21 protein-coding genes are annotated in these 20,945 nt (G+C 68.5%); 9 read left to right on the top strand and 12 right to left on the bottom strand.

Annotation, left to right across the window (positions count from 1 at the left end; translation table 11 throughout):
- Window positions 1-78: 78 nt before the first annotated feature.
- Window positions 79-1,203, bottom strand: coding sequence for a sensor histidine kinase (locus H5T77_RS22265; RefSeq protein WP_292652797.1), 1,125 nt, complete (start codon window positions 1,201-1,203; stop codon window positions 79-81).
- Window positions 1,190-1,855 carry a response regulator transcription factor gene (locus H5T77_RS22260; protein WP_292652796.1) on the bottom strand — a complete coding sequence of 222 codons (666 nt, stop codon included), beginning with the start codon at window positions 1,853-1,855 and terminating at the stop codon, window positions 1,190-1,192. Before H5T77_RS22260 ends, H5T77_RS22265 begins: the two co-directional genes overlap by 14 nt.
- Window positions 1,856-1,941: 86 nt before the next feature.
- Here H5T77_RS22260 and H5T77_RS22255 point away from each other — a divergent pair, with 86 nt between their 5' ends.
- Both H5T77_RS22255 and H5T77_RS22250 read left to right on the top strand, forming a co-directional pair.
- A complete protein-coding gene (locus tag H5T77_RS22255) occupies window positions 1,942-3,072 on the top strand; it encodes a lipid II:glycine glycyltransferase FemX (protein WP_366816664.1) in 1,131 nt (376 codons plus the stop codon).
- A gap of 2 nt (window positions 3,073-3,074) precedes the next feature.
- Window positions 3,075-3,644, top strand: coding sequence for a VanZ family protein (locus H5T77_RS22250; RefSeq protein ID WP_292652794.1), 570 nt, complete (start codon window positions 3,075-3,077; stop codon window positions 3,642-3,644).
- 27 nt (window positions 3,645-3,671) lie between these two features.
- On the opposite strand, the gene H5T77_RS22245 is transcribed toward H5T77_RS22250, so the two are convergent.
- On the bottom strand, window positions 3,672-5,069 hold the full coding sequence (locus H5T77_RS22245) for a hypothetical protein (protein WP_292652793.1): 1,398 nt from the start codon (window positions 5,067-5,069) through the stop codon (window positions 3,672-3,674).
- Window positions 5,069-5,566 carry a hypothetical protein gene (locus H5T77_RS22240; RefSeq protein WP_292652792.1) on the bottom strand — a complete coding sequence of 166 codons (498 nt, stop codon included), beginning with the start codon at window positions 5,564-5,566 and terminating at the stop codon, window positions 5,069-5,071. Before H5T77_RS22240 ends, H5T77_RS22245 begins: the two co-directional genes overlap by 1 nt.
- Before the next feature lie 168 nt (window positions 5,567-5,734).
- Between H5T77_RS22240 and H5T77_RS22235 the strand changes: the two genes are divergently transcribed.
- Window positions 5,735-6,349 carry a hypothetical protein gene (locus H5T77_RS22235; RefSeq protein WP_292652791.1) on the top strand — a complete coding sequence of 205 codons (615 nt, stop codon included), beginning with the start codon at window positions 5,735-5,737 and terminating at the stop codon, window positions 6,347-6,349.
- Between the two features lie 94 nt (window positions 6,350-6,443).
- On the opposite strand, the gene H5T77_RS22230 is transcribed toward H5T77_RS22235, so the two are convergent.
- Both H5T77_RS22230 and H5T77_RS22225 read right to left on the bottom strand, forming a co-directional pair.
- Window positions 6,444-7,859, bottom strand: coding sequence for a hypothetical protein (locus H5T77_RS22230; RefSeq protein ID WP_292652790.1), 1,416 nt, complete (start codon window positions 7,857-7,859; stop codon window positions 6,444-6,446).
- Between the two features lie 145 nt (window positions 7,860-8,004).
- A complete protein-coding gene (locus tag H5T77_RS22225) occupies window positions 8,005-9,348 on the bottom strand; it encodes a UDP-N-acetylmuramoyl-tripeptide--D-alanyl-D-alanine ligase (RefSeq protein ID WP_292652789.1) in 1,344 nt (447 codons plus the stop codon).
- Between the two features lie 210 nt (window positions 9,349-9,558).
- Between H5T77_RS22225 and H5T77_RS22220 the strand changes: the two genes are divergently transcribed.
- From H5T77_RS22220 to vanX, 3 genes are read left to right on the top strand one after another with little or no spacing between them, the layout of a single operon-like run.
- Window positions 9,559-10,539 carry a D-isomer specific 2-hydroxyacid dehydrogenase family protein gene (locus tag H5T77_RS22220; RefSeq protein WP_292652799.1) on the top strand — a complete coding sequence of 327 codons (981 nt, stop codon included), beginning with the start codon at window positions 9,559-9,561 and terminating at the stop codon, window positions 10,537-10,539.
- Between the two features lie 7 nt (window positions 10,540-10,546).
- Complete coding sequence (vanA, locus tag H5T77_RS22215) at window positions 10,547-11,611, top strand: D-alanine--(R)-lactate ligase (RefSeq protein WP_292652798.1); 1,065 nt, start codon at window positions 10,547-10,549, stop codon at window positions 11,609-11,611.
- A complete protein-coding gene (gene vanX, locus H5T77_RS22210) occupies window positions 11,608-12,222 on the top strand; it encodes a D-Ala-D-Ala dipeptidase VanX (RefSeq protein ID WP_292652788.1) in 615 nt (204 codons plus the stop codon). Before vanA ends, vanX begins: the two co-directional genes overlap by 4 nt.
- On the opposite strand, the gene H5T77_RS22205 is transcribed toward vanX, so the two are convergent.
- Window positions 12,198-13,058 carry a CHAD domain-containing protein gene (locus tag H5T77_RS22205; protein ID WP_292652787.1) on the bottom strand — a complete coding sequence of 287 codons (861 nt, stop codon included), beginning with the start codon at window positions 13,056-13,058 and terminating at the stop codon, window positions 12,198-12,200. The genes vanX and H5T77_RS22205 overlap by 25 nt on opposite strands.
- Before the next feature lie 10 nt (window positions 13,059-13,068).
- Window positions 13,069-14,064: a hypothetical protein gene (locus H5T77_RS22200; protein ID WP_292652786.1), complete on the bottom strand. Its 996-nt coding sequence runs from the start codon at window positions 14,062-14,064 to the stop codon at window positions 13,069-13,071.
- Between the two features lie 109 nt (window positions 14,065-14,173).
- On the opposite strand from H5T77_RS22200, the gene H5T77_RS22195 reads away from it, so the two are divergent.
- Both H5T77_RS22195 and H5T77_RS22190 read left to right on the top strand, forming a co-directional pair.
- Window positions 14,174-14,779 carry a TetR/AcrR family transcriptional regulator gene (locus tag H5T77_RS22195; RefSeq protein ID WP_292652785.1) on the top strand — a complete coding sequence of 202 codons (606 nt, stop codon included), beginning with the start codon at window positions 14,174-14,176 and terminating at the stop codon, window positions 14,777-14,779.
- A 75-nt stretch (window positions 14,780-14,854) separates the two neighbouring features.
- Window positions 14,855-15,868: a DUF6528 family protein gene (locus H5T77_RS22190; RefSeq protein ID WP_292652784.1), complete on the top strand. Its 1,014-nt coding sequence runs from the start codon at window positions 14,855-14,857 to the stop codon at window positions 15,866-15,868.
- Here the strand turns inward: H5T77_RS22190 and H5T77_RS22185 are convergent.
- The 4 genes from H5T77_RS22185 to H5T77_RS22170 all read right to left on the bottom strand — a co-directional run bounded on the left by H5T77_RS22185 (window position 15,856) and on the right by H5T77_RS22170 (window position 19,219).
- The gene (locus H5T77_RS22185) at window positions 15,856-16,350 is read right to left on the bottom strand and encodes a class III extradiol ring-cleavage dioxygenase family protein (RefSeq protein ID WP_292652783.1); all 495 of its coding nucleotides are present in this window, start codon (window positions 16,348-16,350) and stop codon (window positions 15,856-15,858) included. The genes H5T77_RS22190 and H5T77_RS22185 overlap by 13 nt on opposite strands.
- A gap of 5 nt (window positions 16,351-16,355) precedes the next feature.
- Window positions 16,356-17,216 (bottom strand): dihydropteroate synthase, encoded by an 861-nt coding sequence (gene folP / locus H5T77_RS22180; RefSeq protein WP_292652782.1) that lies wholly within the window; start codon window positions 17,214-17,216, stop codon window positions 16,356-16,358.
- Window positions 17,216-18,130 (bottom strand): glucosyl-3-phosphoglycerate synthase, encoded by a 915-nt coding sequence (locus H5T77_RS22175; protein ID WP_292652781.1) that lies wholly within the window; start codon window positions 18,128-18,130, stop codon window positions 17,216-17,218. The genes folP and H5T77_RS22175 overlap by 1 nt, the downstream gene beginning before the upstream one ends.
- A gap of 111 nt (window positions 18,131-18,241) precedes the next feature.
- A complete protein-coding gene (locus H5T77_RS22170; RefSeq protein WP_292652780.1) occupies window positions 18,242-19,219 on the bottom strand; it encodes a D-2-hydroxyacid dehydrogenase in 978 nt (325 codons plus the stop codon).
- Window positions 19,220-19,535: 316 nt separating this feature from the next.
- Between H5T77_RS22170 and H5T77_RS22165 the strand changes: the two genes are divergently transcribed.
- Window positions 19,536-20,900 (top strand): MFS transporter, encoded by a 1,365-nt coding sequence (locus tag H5T77_RS22165; protein ID WP_292652779.1) that lies wholly within the window; start codon window positions 19,536-19,538, stop codon window positions 20,898-20,900.
- Window positions 20,901-20,945: the final 45 nt, after the last annotated feature.

Below are 20,945 nucleotides of genomic sequence, written 5' to 3'. Positions count from 1 at the left end.
CCCGTCGCGAGCCCGCGCTGACCTGGTTGTGAAGCTGTGGGTGGCCTATAGACCACCCTCAGCTTCACAACCCTGCTGCTAATGCTTCCGGGGCAGCTCGACCGAGACCCGCAGCCCACCCCCGGGACGGGCGAGCACGGCGAGGTTGCCGTCGTGAGCGCGGGTGATGCTCTTGACGATCGCCAGCCCCAGACCGACGCCTGCCTGGTCTCCGTGGATGCGCTGGGTGCCTCGCTGGAACGGCTCGGTGAGCGTGGCGACGAGCTCGCGAGGGAGCTCCTCGCCGGTGTTCGCGACGGTGAGGACAACGCTCTTCTCGGTGGCGACGACGGTGACCGACACCGACCCGCCCTCGGGCAGGTTGTGGACGATCGCGTTGTGGATCAGGTTGGTCGCGACCTGCAGCAGCAGGGCGGGAGAGCCACTGACCGAGGCCTGGTCGCCAGAGGTCTCGATCCGCACCCCGCGGTGCTCGGCAAGCGGCAGCAGCGTCTCGACCGCCTCCTCGACGACCAGCGAAAGGTCGACCGGCTCGCGGGCGAAGGAGCGCTGGTCGGCTCGGCTGAGCACGAGAAGAGCCTCGGTCAGGTCGATCGCCCGCGAGTTGATCAGGCGCAGCCGGTCGACGAGCGCCTCGACGTCGCGGTCGGGGTCCTTGCCGGCGACGTCGAGCAGCGTCTGGGTGATCGCCAGCGGCGTACGCAGCTCGTGGGAGGCGTTGGCGGCGAACCGCTGCTGCTCGGCCACCTGCGCCTCGAGCTTGGCGAGCATGTCGTCGAAGCCGTCGGCGAGCTCACGGAACTCGTCACCGGGACCTTCGAGTTCGATGCGGTGCGAGAGCGAGCCGCCCGCAGCCGTACGCGTGGCCTCGGTGATCCTGGTCAGCGGGGCGAGCATCCTCCCGGCGAGGATCCAGCCTCCCACCAGCCCGAACACGACCAGGCCCGCCATCATCATGGCAGCCCTCGGCACGAACGCACGCTCGAGGTCGGAGCGGTTGGGGACGAAGGGTGCGCTCGGCCGCCCGGGCTCCTGCGGCCATTGCACCCACACACCGTCAGGGACATAGCGCAGCAGGAAGACCCACACCACGGCGAGCAGCAGGACACCGGTGACCACGATGACGCCGGCGTAGCTCAACGTCAGCTTGAGCCTGACGCTCATCCCCGGGCGTCGGCGACCCGTCTCGCTAGGCGTCGACATCGATGCGGTATCCCACGCCCGGCACGGTCGCGATGATCGCCGGCTCGCCGAGCCGCTTGCGCAGGGCGGAGACGGTGATGCGTACGGCGTTGGTGAACGGGTCGGCGTTCTCGTCCCATGCCCGCTCCAGCAGCTCCTCGGCGCTGACGACGCCGCCCTCGGCCGCGGCGAGCACCTCGAGCACGGCGAACTGCTTGCGGGTCAGCGCGACGTAGCGGCCGTCGCGATAGACCTCCCGCCGGAACGGGTCGATCCGCAGGCCGGCGATCTCCCGCACCGGCGGCCGGTTGTGGGCGCGCCGCCGGTCGAGCGCCCGCAGCCGCAGGACCAGCTCGCGCAGCTCGAACGGCTTGGTCAGGTAGTCGTCGGCACCCAGCTCGAACCCGGAGGCCTTGTCGTCGAGTCGGTCGGCGGCGGTGAGCATCAGGATGGGCATCCCGGTGCCGGAGGCCACGATCCGCTTGGCGATCTCGTCGCCCGAGGGACCGGGGATGTCGCGGTCGAGCACGGCGATGTCGTAGGCGTTGACGCTCAGCATCTCCAGAGCCATGTCGCCGTCGCCGGCGATGTCGGCGGCGATCGCCTCCAGCCGCAACCCGTCCCGGATCGCCTCAGCCATCAACGGCTCGTCCTCGACCACCAGCACCCGCATGCCAATGATCCTAGGTCGATGACATATCGCCGATGTATCCGAAACGGCATACGTCCTGACGACATCCCAGCCGGTTGACTGGCATGGTGACCTTCACCGTCAGACCGATCAGTTCCACCGAGCACCTCGACCACATCAGGTCGCGGCGCTCGGTCAGCTTCCAGCAGACCCCCGCCTGGGCCGCGGTGAAGACCGAGTGGCGCAGCGAGTCGCTGGGTTGGTACGCCGGCGAGCGGCTCGCCGGGACCGGGCTGGTGCTGCACCGGCCGGTGCCGCGACTGGGCTACACGCTGGCGTACCTTCCGTGGGGTCCGGACATCGACTGGTCCGGCGGACTCACCGTGTGGCTCCCGCCGCTGGTCTCCTACCTGCGCTCGCAGGGCGCGTTCGCGATCCGGCTCGCTCCCCCGGTGCGGACCGACACCTGGAGCGCCGCGGCGGTCAAGGAGGGCATCGCAGACCCGGAAGTCGTACGTCTCACCGATCTGCCCGGGCCCGTCGACCCGATCGGCGCCGACGTGACCCGATACCTGCGCGAATCCGGCTGGATCCCGCAGAACCCCGAGAGCGGGTTCGGGGCGGGGCAGCCGCAGTTCACGTACGAGATCCCGCTGCGCCACACGGACGGGGCCGCGCGTTCCGAGGACGACGTCCTCAGCGGGATGAACCAGCTCTGGCGGCGCAACATCAAGAAGGCCGCCAAGGCCGGTGTCGAGGTCACCACGTCGACCGGCGGGGAGGATCTGAAGGCGTTCCACGACCTCTACGTCCACACCGCCGAGCGCGACCGGTTCACCCCACGGCCGCTGGCCTACTTCGAGAGGATGTTCGCGGCGCTGAGCGCCGAGGAACCCGGGCGGATCCGCCTCTACCTCGCCCATCACGACGGCGACCTGGTCGCAGCGACGATCTACGTCCGCGTCGGCGGCCACGCCTGGTACGTCTACGGCGCCTCGTCGACGACGAAACGAGACGTACGCGGCTCCAACGCCTGCCAGTGGGCGATGATCCGCGACTCGTTGGCCGCCGGCTGCGACGTCTACGACCTGCGCGGCATCACTCCGACACTGTCGGCCGACGACTCGCATGTCGGATTGATCCAGTTCAAGGCCGGCACCGGCGGTCAGGCGGTGCGGTACGTCGGCGAGTGGGACCTCCCGCTGCGCCCGATCGTCTACCGGGCCTTCGACCTCTACATGAGACGGCGGAACCAGTGATCGTGAACGAATCGGGCTCACTCACCTTCATGGGCATCGCCCTGCTCACCATCCTGGCGCTGCCCGTGGCGGTGCTGGCGGTGCCGGTCCTGGCGCTGTTGCGCCGGGGGCTCGGTCTGGCACCAGCCCGGGCATGGCGTACGTCGCTGGCCGAGGTCGCGATCGTCTACGGCACCGTGCCGTTCGTACTGCTGACGATGGTCCCCGGCCCGATGGCCGGCCAGGTCGACGGCAGCGTGAGTCTGGTGCCGTTCGAGGATCTGCCGACCATGACGACCGTCGGTGTCGTCGGCAACCTGCTGATCTTCGCCGCGGCCGGCTTCTTCGGCCCGATCCGCTTCCGGGCGCTGCGCTCGGTGAGGCGGGTCCTCGCCCTGGGGATCGCCGGCTCGGTGACGATCGAGACCCTGCAGTACACGCTGCGCCTGGACCGGGTCTCCTCCGTCGACGACGTGATCCTCAACGCCGGCGGCGCCACCGTGGCCGCGATCCTGTCGTGGCCCTGGTGGCGGCAGCGCACCGCGACCGCGCCGAGCACGGCGAACAGCAACGATCTGGTGCGGTCGGTCTGACCGCACCAGACCGTACGGCCGTGCTGGCTACGCGTCTGGTCGGTTGCGGAGCTGCCGCTTCTGCTCGTCGTCGAAGCGTTTCAGCGCAAGAAGGCGTTCGTACTCTTCGTCGCTGTAGTCCGCCGAGTAGTCGGCCACGAAGTCGAGGTCCGGATCGCCGCTCTGCTTGTCCTTGCCCCTACCTCCGCGACCGGCCCCTCCGGCACCTGCGCCGCGCATCTGGCTACGGCTGCCCGCACCGGCGGCAGCCCGACCGCCAGCACCGGCTCGGCCTCCTGCGCCGCGCGCGCCACCAGCCCCCGATCGGGCTGCCTGGCCGGGGGCTCCGACCCTCGGCGCCGTGCTGGCCGCCCTTCCGGAGGCGGCCCTCGCCGGGCTGCTGGCGGCACCGACCTTGCCGGCGGCCGCTGCCGCCCCGGCACCGAACTTGGCCCGCAGCGCCGCAGCGGCGCCGACCGCGAGCCCGGCGCCGCCGAGCCCGATCCCAAGCGCAGCCGCTCCGCCGGCGCCACCGCCGAGCGGCGCCAGTCCTTCGGCGGTCTCGATGCTGGCGTAGCTCGTCGCCGGTGCCGCAGAGCCATCGGCATTGACCCACGTTCCGGAAGCGTTGTCCCACTCCGGGATGTTCTCGGCATGGGCCTGCCTGATGATCTCCTTCTGCTCGGCCCGGATCTGGTGTCCCTCGCCCTCGGCGTAGAGCGTGCCCGGGTTCACCGAGTCGTACTTCGCCTGAGCCGCGGCGATCGCGCTGCGCGAGCCCGGGCTGGAGTAGCCCCCGGACGAGCTGCCCGAGCTGCCACTGCCGTTCGACCCGGGTGACGTCGACGACGGCGGCTCCGTGATCGCCCGCACCTTCGGCTCGGCCTCCCGATTGCCGTCATCGATCTGCTGACACTGGAATGCCGCCTCCCGCTCGGCATCCGCGATCGCCTGGGCGTCCTTCGCATGCTGCGCCTTCGCATCGCCCAACGCAGTCTCGCGCCTCGCCTTCTCGTCCCCGGTGTAGCCCTCGGTCGTGTACGCCGGGTCGGATGCGCTCGGCGCCGGGCCGTGGGACGTCGGCAGCCTGCCCTCGTGCAAGTCGTACGCCTTCTTCGCCTGGTCGTAGCGCTCCGCGACACGCGACATTGCAAGACGCGCGGCCATGAGGGTTTCCGCCTTCTCGCGCACCTGCGCGGCAGCCGTCTTGTACGAACGGTCGGCGGACTGTGCAGTGTAGGAGGATTCTGCGAAAGCGTCACCGCATCCCTTTGCCAACGCGGTGAACTGTTCGGATGCGCCCGTGAAGAGCTCTTCGGCGAGTTGCCAGTTCGCGATATGGGCGTCGATGTCCGCCGCATCTGCCGCGAGCAGGTACTGCTGCAGGCGAATCATGTGTGGGCCTTTGACCCGGCTGATACCGCCTCCGCCGTCGAGCGCAGCCATCAGGCACCGTCCTCCCCGGAGAAGGAGCCCATGATCTCGGCGCGCGACTGCATCTCTTGGAGCAGTTCAGGCGAGACTGGCAGGAAGGGGAGCGGGAGCGGCAGAGCGTCGGGACGGTCGTCTTTGCCCACATTCAGGGCGAGCGGCTGGCTCACCATTTCAACGCCATCCGCCATCGCTCTGCCCCATGCACCGGCGTCCTCATCGGCGCCAGTCATCTCCTTGGCTGCACGGTCGGTGCCCTCATAGAACTTGATCAGCGCGTCCGAGAGATGCGACAGCGTGGCGTTGATCCGATCGCTCGCGACATCCATCTGAGACTTGAGCGACTCCCCGCTCGCACCCTGCCCGAGAAGGCCCGCACGAGGCGTCTCCACCCGCAGCTTGTCCACGTCTACCTTCATGTCGACCAGCATGTTCTTCATGCTGTCGACGGCCGCTTGGTCGACCTTGGTCTCTTTCCCGTTCCCCACGGCGTACCCCCTCAGATGGCGCATGTGTTGAAGCGTCGACCGAGTGCGGCCGAAGAGGCGGCGGCCCGGGACCCATCAACCCTCTGGCGCACATTTTGCTGGACAGGTCATCTCCTGTCCACGGCATAGCCCTCCCGCGGTGTTCAGCGTTGCATCTCCCGGCATCGACCTCGGCTCGCTACGCTCGCCACCATGTCGACGACTCGGGCACGAACCCGCCATCTCGTTTCGACCTCCGTTGTTGCCGTGGTCGCCCTTCTAGGGGCGACTCTGAGCGCGTGCAGCTCAGCTGAGGATCCAGACGAGGGCGCCACATCGTCCGCCAGCCCATCCCGTGAGCCCTCAGAAAGTTCGGCTGGCCCGACAGATGGCTGGCACACGGCCGCCGACGAAGGCGGCCAGTTCCTCGTTCCGCCGGACTGGAACGTAGAGAAGGTCGCCACTGGGCACAATCTGCAAGCTCCGGTTGAAGGCGAAGGCGGCTTCCGGCTCGGTGGGGGAATTCTCACGTCCAGGCCGACGCTGGAATCCGCCACTGCCATCGACGATGCGGCTGCGGCTAGAGTGGCGTACGACAAGAAGGCAGGCTATGACAAAGTGACACGCCTCCCAGACCTGACCTTCGGCGGTCTCACCTTTTACCACGTCCGCGCCGAGGATCCAGAAACCTGGATCGATGATTACGGGACTGTCAGCGACGGCCAGCGGGTGACCATCCTATGGCAATTCAAGCGCGAACTGGTCGATCGGAAACAGACCGATGAACTGATCAACCAGGTGATGCCGACCTTCGAACCGTCCTCCTGACGAAGCACACGTGCACCCACGGCGACAGGTGCTTGTCTGGCTCGATCACACAACGATCAGCAGCGTCGTCCGGCGGCTTCGCAACGGACGGACGTCACTGGATGAGTTTGTAGAACGAGATCGTGGCATCTAGCGATTCGGTGTCTTCGGGGATGAGCGCGAGATAACTGCCTGAGACGACGATTCGCGCGTCGTTGCTGTTCAGCGGCAACGGATCACCGACCGCCTCGCCACGTTCATCGAGGAACCTCCACGGCCCCATCATCTCGTATGCAAAGGACCGGTCGTTGGCCACGACGGGCGTGGGCTGGACGAGCTTTCTCATCGGCTTGCTGACTGGAGACGAAGCACCGTCGCTCAGCCAGCTCACCATGTTCGGCTTCCGGCCGCTGCTGCTCCACACCACCCCATCACCGACGGCAGCAACGCGATGCGTCGCGCCGTCACCGCTCACGGGAAAAGCCGGGCCTTCATCACCGGCCAGACCGAGCTTCTTCACACCGGTCCTGAGCGCATATACACCCTTGGTGGGGTCGTTCTTGTGCGTGTCGACGGCGTCACGGGCGAAGAGCACCCAGTCGTCGGAAATGCCGAACAGGTTGGTGCGCGATTTCGTGCGCCACAACGTCTTGCCGGTCTCCGCGTCGAGCGCCTCAAATGGTGACCCATGCTTCGCGGTGCTATCCAGGGGAAGCGTACGCGCCAGCACGACGCCGTTGCTGACGGAGAGCGCCACGAGGCCTTTCCTCTCCCATGCGAGCTCGCCCGTCGAGGCGTGGAACGCCTGGGTGCGGCGGTGCCACGTACGTTTCGGCTCACCATCCATGTCGCCGCCGGTGAACTCATCAATCGTCTGAATGACGAGCTCGTCATGGGCCCCGACGAACTGCCGCCAGACCTTGATGCCGTCACGGCGCACCACAGGCTTGTAGGCGTGCGCCCATTTCGCCCTCATCGTCTCGGGGTCGATGCTGGCGATGCCCGGTGCGACTCCTGCCATCGACAGATCGTCGAGATCCGCCACCGCGTCGTTGAGGAAGCCGACAACCACATCAGAGCCAGCGATGTAGACGCCGGGGTCCTGCACTTCGGGCAGAGGATTGAAGCCGTCCAACCCAGACACCGACGCCATGCTTGCAGGCATCTCCCACCGCACCTCACCACTGGGAATGTCGACCACTGTGAGCCAGGGTCTGTCGGTGTAATCGGTCCAGTCCCTTTCGTCGAGCCCGCCGGGCATCCTCTCCGGCACCGTCGCTGGAATCGGAATGGAACGGATGATCGCAGTGTCACCGACGATCTCGACGCTGGTCGATGCATTGATCTGAAAACCCACGTCGTTCAACGTCCACAGCGGCTGGTAGTAGGGATCCTCGCCCGGCTCGAGCGTCGCAGCCTCGGACGACCTCTCCACACTCGGGCTCTTCACTGGTTCCGACGATGTAGAAGGAACGATGCTGCACGCCGACAGCAGCATCACCGAGGCCACGATCCCGAGACGAGACTTCATGATGTGAATAGTTCCACAGCGCCGCGGGAATTGTCTGTGGACGTGCGTTCGCCGACAGGGCGCCCCTGTGACGCACACCAGACCAGCTCGACCGATCAGTCCGATTCCTCGGCAGGGAAGTCTGGCGCTCGCTCGAGCGCTTTCTTCAGCCCAGCGCCGCGGTGACCTGGTCGAGGCGGGCTCCACGTGAGGCCTTGACGAGGACCACGTCGCCGGGAACGAGGTGGGTCCGCAGCCAGGCGATGGCGGCGGCGTTGTCGGGTAGGGCGAGGGCCCTCTCCCCCGCGCCCTCGGCGATGACAGCGGCGGCTCGGCCGATGGTGATGACGAGGTCGGCCCGGGTCGCTGCGTACTTCCCGATCTCGTGGTGGGCGTCGTGGCTCGCCTCGCCGAGCTCGAGCATCTCGCCGAGAACGGCGATGCGGCGCTTGGCGTCGATGGAGGCGAGCGCGTCCAGGCCGGCGCGGGTGGACTCGGGGTTGGCGTTGTAGGAGTCGTCGAGGAGCGTCGCGCCGTTGTCGAGGGCGCGCAGCTCCATGCGCCACTTCGAGATGGAGGCGGTGTTCAGGGCGGTCGCGGCCCGTTCGAGGGAAACTCCGGCGGTCAGGCCTGCTGCCACGGCGGCCGCGGCGTTGAGCGCCCAGTGGGCGCCGACGAACGGGAGTCTGACGACAGCGCTGTCGCCATCGTGACGCAGAGTGAACGAGGGCCGGCCGAGCCGGTCGAGGGACAGGTCGCAGACGCGTACGCTCGCCCTTTCGCCCGCTCCGAAGGTCAGCACCGGACCGTCGGTGAGGTCGGACATCGCGAGCACCCTGGGGTCGTCGGCGTGGAGCACGGCCGTCCCGCCGGCTGCGAGCCCGCGCACCAGCTCGCTCTTGGCCACAGCGATGGCCTCGCGCGACCCGAACTCACCCAGGTGGGCCTGACCGACGTTCGTGACGACGGCGATGTCCGGTGCGACCAGACCGGTCAGCTCGGCGATGTCGCCGATGTGCCGGGCACCCATCTCGAGCACGAGGAACCTCGTGGTCCTGTCGGCGCGCAGCATGGTGAGAGGTACGCCGAGCTCGTTGTTGAACGAGCCGGAGGTCGCCACAGTCGGCGCAGCGGTCGCCAGCACCGCCTCGATCATGTCCTTGGTGCTGGTCTTGCCCTGGGAGCCGGTGACCGCGACCACAGTCAGCTCCTCGCGCAACATCGAGACGATATGGGCGGCCAGGCGTTGCAGCGCAGCCTGGGCATCCTCGACGACGACGGTCGGGAGGGCTGTCGGGCGCGAGCCGAGCGCGGCGACGGCGCCAGCCGCGGCTGCCTGCGGTGCGTACTCGTGGCCGTCGGTGTGCTCACCGGCGAACGCGACGAAGAGGCCGCCGGGGTCCGCCGCGCGGCCGTCGATGACGGCCGGGGCGCTCACCGTCACGGAGCCGTCGCCGACGACCTTCCCGCCGACCAACGAGGCTATTTCGTCCAAGCTGAGGGGAATCATCCCGTCAGTCTTCGAGATCCGGTGTTGTCGGCGCGTATGCGCTAATCGATATGCGGACGATAACTGCACCCCGAGATCGCCGAACCCACCTATCGTCGGCATATCGGAAAATCCATACGGGCCCGCAACTGCTCGTGGGGTTTGCTGGCGGCGATGATCTACCACGAACCGACCCTGACGGCACTGACAGAGCCGATACAGCCGACCACGATCTCCCCGACTCTCCAGATCGCGGTCTACGGCTGCGCACCCGATGAGAAGGTGCTCTTCGAGTCGCTGGCACCCGTGCTCGGCGTCTCCCTGACCACCACGCCCGAGGAGGTCACTGCGGACAATGCCGAGCTGGCCCGCGGAAACCGGTGCGTCAGCGTGAGCCATAAGACGCCGATATCGAACGAGACGCTCCTGGCCCTGAGAAGGGCAGGGGTTCGATATGTCTCGACGCGAAGCGTGGGGTTCAACCATGTCGACGTCGATTTCGCGGCGAGCATCGGCATGACGGTCGGAAACGTCGCCTATTCACCTGACTCGGTGGCCGACTACACCTTGATGCTGATGCTGATGTCGCTGCGCGGCGCCAAGAGCACGATCCGGCGCACCGACGCCCACGACTACCGCCCGGGGACCGTACGCGGCCGCGAGCTGCGCGACCTGACCGTCGGCGTGGTCGGCACCGGAAGGATCGGCGCAGCCGTCATCGACCGGCTGCGCGGCTTCGGCTGCGAGGTGCTCGCCCATGACATCCGGCCCCGCCCCGTGACCGCGGGGGTCGAGCACGTCGACCTCGACACCCTCGTCGAGCGCAGCGACGTCATCACGCTCCACGCGCCGCTCAGCGAGGAGTCGCACCACCTTCTCGACCGGCGGCGTATCGCCCGGATGCGCCCCGGCGCGTACGTCATCAACACCGGCCGCGGGGCCCTCATCGAGACGCCGGCGCTCGTCACGGCCCTCGAGGAGGGCCGGCTCGGCGGTGCGGCGCTGGACGTCGTCGAGGGCGAGGAGGGCATCTTCTATGCCGACCTGAGGGGACGCGAGCTCCCCAACAGCTGGCTGGCGCGGCTCCAGGAGATGCCGAACGTGCTGGTCAGCCCGCATATCGCCTATCTCACCGACCACGCCCTCCAGGACACGGTCGAGAACTCCATCATGAACTGTCGTGAATTCGAAAGCAGGTTTCAGCATGTCTGAGTCCAAGATGTCCAGGCTCAAGGTCGGCGTCATCTTCGGTGGCGTCTTCGAAGAGCACCCCGTCTCCGTGAAGTCGGCCCAGGAGGTCGCGAGACACCTCGACGCCGACAAGTACGAGGCGTACTGGATCGGCATCACCAAGAGCGGCGACTGGCGCCTGTGCGACGGTCCCGAGGCGAGCTGGGAGGACGGCGCGCACCGCCCGGTCGTGCTCTCCCCCGACCGGAGCGTGCACGGGCTGCTCGTCCTCGACCAAGGCAACGACGCAGGCAGCTACGAGCCGATCCGGCTCGACGTCGTACTCCCGGTCCTGCACGGCAAGCTCGGCGAGGACGGCGCGATCCAGGGACTCCTCGAGCTCTCCGGGATCCCCTACGTCGGCTGCGACGTGCAGAGCTCGGCGCTGTGCATGGACAAGTCGCTGGCCTACACCGTCGTCGGCGAAGCCGGCATCCCGACGCCGAACTTCTGGATCCTAGGTCCCGATGACACTGTGCCGACCGTTGGCGACCCCGGCGTACTCCCCTATCCGGTCTTCGTGAAGCCCGCCCGCTCCGGGTCCTCGTTCGGGGTCAGCAAAGTGACCACGGCCGAGGAGCTGGTCGAGGCGGTGGCGACCGCGCGGCAGTACGACGACAAGGTGCTCATCGAGGAAGGCGTCGTCGCCGAGGAGATCGGCTGCGCGATCCTCGGCAACGGCTCCGAACTGGTCACTGGAGAGGTCGACCACGTCGCTCTCTCGCACGGCTTCTTCAAGATCCACCAGGAGGACGCTCCCGAGACCGGATCGGAGAACGCGACCTTCATCGTGCCGGCCGACATCCCTGCCGAGGCGCAGGAGCTGGTCAAGACCGAGGCGCAGCGGGTCTACCGCGCGCTGGGCTGCCGCGGTCTGGCGCGCGTCGACATGTTCCTCAAGGCCGACGGCACCGTGGTGCTCAACGAGGTCAACACCCTGCCCGGGCTCACCTCCTACAGCCGCTACCCGCGGATGATGGCCGCGGCCGGGATCTCGATGACCGAGCTCCTCGACCGTGCTGTCGCGCTGGCGCTGGAGGAGACGGCTCGATGAGGGACGGCTTCGCCTTCGTCGACGAGCTGGTTCCGGGCATCCGATGGGACGCCAAGTACGCCACTTGGGACAACTTCACCGGAAAGCCCGTCGACGGCTATCTGGTGAACCGGATCGTCGGCACCCACGAGCTCAGCGCAGCGCTCACCCAGGCACGAGACCTTGCGGCAGCGCTCGGGTTCGGCATCCTGCTGTGGGACGGCTACCGCCCGCAGCGCGCCGTGGACGCCTTCCTGCGCTGGGCCGAGGAGCCCGCGCCCGCAGACGATGCGCGGAAGCGGGCCCACCATCCCGCGATCACCCGCCCGGAGATGTTCGAGAAGGGGTACGTCGCCACGAGGTCCGGTCACAGCCGCGGCAGCACCGTCGACCTGACCCTCTTCGACCTGGCCTCCGGCGAGCTGCTGGACATGGGCGGCGACCACGACCTGATGGACGAGATCTCCCACCACGGCGCGGCGGGGGTTTCCGAGGTCGCGGCACGCAACCGGTCCCAACTGTGCTCGGTGATGGAGTCGTGCGGCTTCAGCCGCTACGACTGCGAGTGGTGGCACTACTCGCTGATCGAGGAGCCCTTTCCCGACACCTACTTCGACTTTGCGGTGGGCTGACTCAGCCAGCCGTGGACCTTCGGGCGGTTCGCCTTCTTCCAGACGGAGGCGAACCGCGCCTCGGCGGTGTCGGCGGCGGTCTGCTCGACCTCGAGGAGATCACGGACGGCGTCGTCGGGCCCTGGAACCTGCCCGATCGTCTGGATCATGACTGCGGCGTCGTTGAGGTCGCCGAGGGTCGACTGGATCGACTTGGCTGCCTTCGCGAGGCGCTCGGCGTCCTTGCCGAAGACCTCGCGCGACGACTCGGCCGCGTAGTGGATCCTCTTGGCCTTCTTGCGCGCCTCGTGGAACTGCCGACGACGCTCTTCCGCGTCGTCGGTGTTCGCGGCGGCGTCGGCCGCGGCCGCCATCCGTCGCCAGTCTCGGCGGAGTCGCTTGCGCAGTGCCTTCTTGCCGGGATCCGCCTCTGACCAGCGCAGACCGGAGGCGAGGGCTGCGATCAGCGCCCGGTAGCGGTCACCGTCCAGCTCTGGCAGGAGCCGGGCCCTCCCCTGGATCTGGCGCTCGGCGAGCGCCGCCCGCAGTGCGTCGACGCCGGTCGGTCCCGGACCGTGCTCGGCCGCCCAGCGCCGCAGCCGCCTGCGGAGCACCTCGGCGTCGCGTACGTCTCCGAGGAGGGCGCCGAGCCACTTCAGCTCCGCGCGAAGCGGCTCGGTCTGCTCCGCGTCGAGGAGCGGGCGGTACGTCGACAGGACGCTGCGCAGCCTGCGTACGGTCACGCGCATCTGGTGGACCGCGTCGTCCTCGTCGCGCAGAACGAGCCGGCCCCAGCGGTGGAGGGCGGCCACCTGGCCGCGCCACCACTCGCCGACCGGCTCGTGTGGATGGCTCATCCCTACAGTTCTACCGTGCAGCGGCCTCCGCGTCACGCGTGGTTCGCTCGGCCACCTCCGCCTCTGAACTGAGCTTCTCCCGGTGCGGCAGCACCGTCAGGAGCAGGCCGACACCGGCCCAGCAGGCGAGGACGATCAGCGGCATGGTGGTCCCGGCACCGTCGAAGAAGGAGAAGCCGCGCAGCGCCGATCCGGCCGCGCCCGGGGGCATCAGCTGGCCGAGCCATCCGAACGGCACCATCTCCGGCGCGGAGGTGATCCCGGAGATCGGGTTGCCGACCAGGAGGATGAGCAACGCCACGATGCCGACACCGGCTGGTCCGATGAGGTGGCGCAGGCCGATGATCGGGAGCGCGACGGCCAGGATGCCGAGGGCGACGACGCCGGCGTTGGCCAGGTAGCGCCCCTCCAGGGCGCCGAGCCAGCCCTGGACGACGCCGGTCATCGCCAGGCCGCCACCGATCGCGATCAAGAACGCGGCCGCGACCCGGTCGCGAGTGCGGGTCAGCACCAGCGAGGTGATCGCGCCGGCCATGATGCCGCCGATGACCAGCGGCAGCGCGGACGCGCCGAAGACGATGCCGCGCGGGTCCTTCTCCGCACTCGGCACGACATCGGTCACCGTGGGCGGGGCGCCGGACTCGGCACCCATGGCGGTGGCCATCTGGGTGAGCTGCTGAGCGACGTTGGCGCTGGCTGCGGAGGCGACCAGCACCTCTTGGCCCTCGGGACCGACGAGGATCGCGCCGTACGCCTCCCGGTCCTCGATCGCCTCGACCGCGGCGTCGCGGTCCGCGACCGCGGTGACCTCGAAGGCGTCCTCCCCCACACTGGCGGCGAGCTGGGTCTCGATCTGGGTGACCACGGCCTCGGGGCCGGCCACGACCAGCGGTAGCGACCTGGGCTCCATCTCGCTGGCGGGCCAGGCGAACGCGGAGATGAGCAAGGTGAGCAGGGCGACCAGGCCGAGGCTGATCCCGATCACGGCTTTCACTGACTTGGACATGGCGATTCCTTAAAAACGAATGTTCATTTTCTTTGAGGATCACTCTCCCCCTCGCCGAGGGATTTATCAAGAACGAGCGTTCGTTTTCTTTTGAGGTACGCTTCGTCGCATGCCCAAGGTCAGCGACGAGCACCGCACCGAGAAACGCCAGCAGATCATCGCGGCGACGCTGCGCTGCGTCGAGCGCGACGGCTTCCACAAGACGACGATGGCCGCCGTGGTCCAGGAGTCCGGCCTGTCCGCCGGCTCGGTCTACACCTACTTCCGCGGGAAGCACGAGATCATCCACGCGATCGCCTCGTCCGGGGTGACCGGCCTCAAGGACGCGATCAACGGCCTCATCGCCGCGGCCAGCTCAGGCGCGGCCCCTCCCCCGCCCGAACGGGCGATCGAGACCGCGACCCAGCACATCCTGGACCTCTCCGAGGAGCTCGGCATCAACCTGCCCCGGATCGCTCTGCAGACCTGGGCCGAGGCCGCATCCGACCCCGAGTTCCTCGCGCTGATGGCTCCCGAGGCGCGCGGCATCCGCGCCGCGTGGCGGAGGTACGCCGAAGCCGCCATCGAAGCGGGGCAGTTCCGCAAGGACGCGGACCCCGAGAAGATCGCGATGGTGCTCACCGGCCTGCTCCCGGGCTACATCCTGCAGCTGGTCGTGATCGGCGACGTGACACCGAAGGCCTACGCGGCGGGGCTTACCGACCTGATCAACTAGATGCTCGCGGGAGTTCATCCCACGCTCATGTGACCTCGCTTCCCTGAATGGACCAGCCATACCCAGGGAGGGTCCATGCGCCTGCCAGTCCCCCATCTGACCGCCATCGCTGTCGTCTCCACAGCCTTCGCCCTGATCACCTCGGTCACCACGGTTTCCGCAGCTCCGGCTGCCGCGCAGCCGGCGAACGTCGCCGCCGGCAGCACGAACGCCAGCCCGTACGACATCGTCGTCACCGACCAGGCAAGCGACCGGATCATCGTCCTGGACGCCAACGACGCCGACTGGACCAGCGGCGCCGAGAAGTGGGCGTGGCGGCCCACCGCCACCGAGGGCTTCGGCGACCTGACCGACAACTGGGGCCTGCCCGACGAGGCCAAGCTGCGTCACCGCGACGGGCGTCGCTACCTGCTGACCACCGACTCCTACGGCCTGGCCGCAGTGGTCCCCTACCCGACCGGCCGCGGCTCCTACTGGGCCGCCGATGTCGGCCGGGCCGACAACGCCCACAGCATCGAGCTGCTGCCCAGCGGCAACGTGGCGGTCACGGCGAGCACCGGCGGCTGGGTGCGGGTGTACACCGCCTCGCAGGGACGCCGGTCCACGGCGTACACGCAGATTCAGCTCGACGGAGCCCACGGTGCCGTCTGGGACCCGACCACCCGGTTGCTGTGGACTCTCGGCGACCACGAGCTGGTGGGCCTGAGGATCGGCGGAACCCGGGCCGAGCCGACCATCACCCGCGAGGTGACCCATCCGCTGCCGACCGCCTGGGGCCACGACCTGCAGCTGATCCCTCACCGCCCCGACCGGCTCTGGGTCACCACCGGCACCCGCGTCTACCAGGTCGACAAGGCCACCGGGACGTTCCACAGCGACTACCCCGGCGCGGAGACCGTCGATGTCGCGGGGGTCAAGGCGGTCACCACCAACCCGGCCACCGGACAGGTCATCACGACCAGGAACGAGCCCGGCAACCCCTGCACCTGGTGCACCTCGACGGTGCGGATGCACCGCCCGACCGACTCACGCACGCTCCCGGGCGGACAGATCTACAAGGCTCGGTGGTGGGTGGACTACGCCCGCTGAGCCCAGCGGGCGACCCAGTAGCGCACCCCGTACGGGTCGGCGTCGTAGTCGATCGCCACCGTGTCGACCCCGCGCAGCAGGTCGGCCGACTCCACGATCGGATCGACGTCGGCCCACAGTTCGGCGGCCAGCCCGCGATCCAGCGCGCCGAGGGCGTCGGCGTCGGGCTTCGCCAGCGACCTGGCCAGCAGCTCGTCGAACCCGGCGGCCCGTGGGTCGAGGTGACCGGGTGCCTTCTCGCTGCGACGAGCCGAGCCGTTGCCGACGATGAGGTACGCCGCCTCCGCGCTGCTCGTCGGAGCCGCGCCGACCTCGGCCAGCAGCGCGGAGGCCACCCGGGCGCCCTGCGCACCGGCGACCACGCGTACGTCCTCGTTCAGCCACGCCACGGCCGCCAGACAGGCGGAGCGGAGCTCCTCGACGGGGTCGTCGAGGGAGGCGTACTCCGGTAGCAGGGCCAGGCATCCCGGAACGAGCGCCACCCGTGTCACTGCAGCCCCCTGATCGCTCGCGTCGGACGCCGACGTCCGGCGATCGTCCAGACCATGTCGACGGTCTGCCGGGTCTCCGGCACCTGATGGACCCGGTAGATGCGGGCGCCGGCCAGCGCGCAGACCGACGTCGCGGCCAGGGTGCCGAGGAGGCGCTCGCCGACCGGTTGGTCGAGGGTCTCCCCGACGAAGTCCTTGTTGGACAGCGAGACCAGCACCGGCCAGCCGGTCTCGACCATCTCCCCGAGTCTGCGGGTGATCTCGAGGGAGTGGAAGGTGTTCTTCCCGAAGTCGTGGGCCGGGTCGATCACGATCGACTCCTTGGCGACCCCGGCGTCGAGGGCACGCTGGGCGTAGCCGAGCGTCGAGTCGATCGCGTCGCGGAACACGTCGTCGTACTCGATCCGATAGGGGCGGGTCCGCGGCGTCACGCCACCCGTGTGGGTGCACACGATCGCGGCCCCATGGGCCGCGGCGACGTCGACGAGCTCCGGATCCGCACCTCCCCAGGCGTCGTTGATCAGGTCGGCGCCGGCCGCACACACCGCATCGCCGACCTCGGCGCGCCAGGTGTCCACCGAGATGACCAGCGCTGGGAACTCCTCCCGTACGCGGGCGACGAAGTCGACCACCCGGGCCTTCTCCTCAGCTGCGCCGATCTCGACCCCCGGCGCCGCCTTGATCCCGCCGATGTCGACGATCTCCGCGCCCTGTGACGCCACCAGACGTACGCGCTCGAAGGCCGCGTCCTCGGCCCAGGTCGCTCCCTTGTCGAAGAACGAGTCCGGGGTGCGGTTGACGATCGCCATCATCAACGCTTCGCCATCACCGAAGTCGTGTCGTCCGAGGCTCAGCATCAGGAGAGGATACCGCCCCACCCATCGCGCAGCGGCGGCCGCTCCAAGAGGCTCACGGACCGCTCCACGACCTTGGTGGAGCCGTCGGTCGGGATGTACTGCCGCATCTCGACGTCATCGCCTGCCGGGCCGGTGCCGAGGCGACGCGACATCATGCCCACGATCTGAGTCGCCATCAGGCCGAGATCGAAGAGGTCCTGGTGGCTGTGGTCGCGCTGGCCGAGGTCGACCTGGGCGATCGCGTCCATCCCTCGCGTGTCCAGTGTGTCCACGAGGGCGGCGAGCTCGACCCCGTAGCCGACCGGGACCGGCAGCCTCTCGAACAGCGAGCGTCGGATCGACCACTCGCCCGCCAGCGGCTGGATCAGGTCTCGCAGCGGCCGGCGATGCAGGGCTAGCAGCGGGCGGGCGACGAGCTCGGTGACTCGACCGCCGTCGAGACCGTGCTCGCCCGGACGCCGGTAGAAGCCCTTGACCAGGTCGATCGTCGGATTGTTGACAAGAGGGCCCACAAGACCTCGTACGAAGTGGGTGTCCCACTCCGTCAGGTCGGCGTCCATGAAGACGATGAGCTCGCCGGTCGTCACGAACTGCGACTTCCACATCGCCTCGCCCTTGCCGGGGTAGGAGCCGAGATCGGGCCGGATCGCGGCCGAGGCGTAGACGGCGGCGCCGGCGTCCGAGGCGATCCGTGCGGTGTCGTCGGAGGAGTCGGAGTCGATGACGACGAGCTCGTCGACCAGGTCGGCGGTCTCCATCAGACTGGTGCGCAGCGTGCTGACCAGGTCTCCCACGGTCGCGGCCTCGTTGCGCGCCGGGACCACGAGGCTGACCCGCTGCCCCTGCTTGGCCTCGATGAGCTCGCCCAGCGACCAGTCGTCCCAGTGATGGGTGTTGCGCTCGAACCAAGACATGACCAAACCCTATCGGCGGGAAACCCGGACATCCGATCGATACCCGGTCCATACGGTTTCCAGTCCTCCGTCAGCCGCCGCCCGGGCGCGGCCGGGGCGCACGTCCGGTCTCTAGGCGACGACGAAGCCGCGCTGCTTGTCGACGACGTTCGAGAGCGGTCGACCGCTCAGCCAGCGCTGGGCGTTGTCGACGAATTGATCCGCAAGCGCCTCCCGCCAGCCCGTGTAGTCACCGGACATGTGCGCCGAGACCGCGACTCCCGGCGTCGTCCACAGCGGACTCTCGGCGGGGAGCGGCTCGACCTCGAAGACGTCGAGCGAGGCGGCCGTGAGCGGGCCGTCGCCGAGCGCGGCGACGAGCGCCCTCTCGTCGATGATCGCCCCGCGCCCGACGTTGACCAGGTGACTCCCCGGCTTCATCGCCGCGAGAACGTCCTTGCTGATCAGACCCTGGGTCTCCGGAGTCAACGGCGCGGCGACGACCACGTGGTCCGCCCAACCCACATGCGAGACCAGGTCGGCGCTCGCGACGATCTCGCCGAAGTCGGGGTCGCCGCCGCGGGCGGTGCGGCCGGCACCGCGTACGTCCATCCCGACCGCGCGCAGCAACCGAGCCGTCTCGCGGCCGATCGAGCCGACGCCGACCACGAGCGCGGTCTGCGCACTGATCAGCCGGGTCTCCCGGCGATGCCACTGGCGGGCAGTCTGGAGATCGTGGCTGACGTGGATGCCCTTGGCCACGGCCAGGATCGAGCCGAGCACGAACTCGGCCATCGCCCGGTCGAAGATCCCGCGGGCGTTGGTGACGACCACCTCGGAGTCGACCAGCTCCGGGAAGAGCAGCTTGTCGACGCCGGCTGCGGCGACGTGGACCCAACGCAGCGAGCCGCCGCTCGGCCAGGCATCGCGGACGGCATCGGAGAAGTAGTCCCACAGCAGCAGCGCGTCGGCTCCCTCGAGCGCGTCGGCGAGACCTGCGGCATCGGTGTAGGTGAGCTCGGCGTCGTCCTCGAGCAACTCCGTCCCGCGGGGTCTGCCGCCGTCGGGCGGGCAGAGGATCGTGATCGCCGGCCGCCGGGACGTCTCCAAGAAATCCTCCGTGGCGCTCGATATCTCGGCAATGGTTCGGGACAACGGTAGGAGGGCTGGTTGCAGATCGTCAACAATCCTGACGGGGCCTGCGACTCACCGGGGTGCCCCTCCCCCTACCCCTACCCGGAGCCATCTTCAGGTAGCGTGCTGGCTTTACATAAACCATCCGTCACACCCCGTGCCACCTTCAGCGTTCCCTGGTCAGAGCGCAAAGACAGCGCTGACGTGGCGCAAATTGTTGACAACCCTACGGTCGACACTGCGGGTCAAACGCGGTCCCCAGCCATCAATCACACCGAATAGGTGAGAAGAAATGTCAGGAACCTCAGCCATCCCCTCCGACGAGGCACAACCCGATAAATCAAAGCTCCGCAGAGCGATAACCGGATCAGCGGTCGGCAATGCGACAGAGTGGTTCGACTACGGCGCCTTCGCCTATGTGGCGACCGAGATCACCGCCAACTTCTTCCCCGAGCAGGGCTTCGCCGGCACGGCGCTGACCTTCGCGATCTCGTTCATCCTGCGTCCGCTCGGCGGCATCTTCTGGGGTCCGCTCGGCGACCGAATCGGACGTCAACGCGTCCTCGCGATGACGATCATCCTGATGGCGGCTGCCACCTTCTGTGTCGGCCTGCTGCCGACGTACGACTCGATCGGCATCTGGGCCATCGTCCTGCTCGTGCTGCTCCGGGTGATCCAGGGATTCTCGACCGGCGGCGAGTACGGCGGCGCGGCGACCTACATGGCCGAGGTCGCCCCCGACAAGAAGCGGGGGTTCTACGGCAGCTTCCTGGAGTTCGGCACGATCGTCGGCTTCACGGCCGCCATCGCCGTCGTCTTCACCACCGAGTCGATCATCGGCCAGGACGCCATGACCGAGTGGGGCTGGCGCATCCCGTTCCTGATCGGTGGTCCGATCGGCCTCGTCGGCCTCTACATCCGCACCAAGCTCGAGGAGACGCCGGTCTTCCAGGAGCTCGAGTCGCAGGACGCCGTCGAGGGCGGCGCCGGAGCCGCACTGAAGGACCTCTTCGCGCTGTTCTGGAAGCCGATCCTCACCCTGATCGGCCTGGTCGCCGCGCTCAACATCGCCAACTACACCCTGCTCGCCTACATGGCGACCTACCTGCAGGAGGAGGCCGGCTTCGACAGCACCGACGCCGACCTCCTGGTCATCTTCGGACAGGTCGCGATGCTGGTGTTCCTGCCGATCGCCGGAGCGCTGTCGGACAGGGTCGGGCGCAAGCCGATGTGGGGCGGCTCCTTCATCGGCCTGATCGTGCTCTCGGTCCCGATGTTCCTGCTGATCGGTCAGGGCTTCTGGCCGGCGGTCATCGGGTTCACGGTGCTGGGCATCGTCTACGTCGCCCAGCTGGCGACCATCTCGGCGACCTTCCCGGCGATGTTCCCCTCGCAGGTCCGCTACGGCGGCATGGCGATCGGCTACAACATCTCCACCGCTGCCTTCGGTGGCACGGCGTTGTACGTCAACAACGCTCTGATCGGCGCCACCGGCGACGTGCTGATGCCGGCCTACTACATGATCGCGGGATCCGTGGTCGGCCTGATCACGCTCTTCTTCGTCGTCGAGACTGCCGGTAAGTCGATCCGCGGCACCGAGATCCCGGGTACGCCGGAGTCCGAGGCGGAGCTCGCCGAGCTGGACAAGACCGTCTGACCGGCGGATACGGACGGGCGGGCCGGGCACGTCACACGTGCCCGC

The organism is Nocardioides sp., from assembly GCF_014360585.1.
Taxonomy (GTDB): Bacteria; Actinomycetota; Actinomycetes; order Propionibacteriales; family Nocardioidaceae; genus Nocardioides.
Note: the sequence above shows the minus strand (reverse complement) of the source record. Positions and strands in the feature narration are given on the sequence as shown.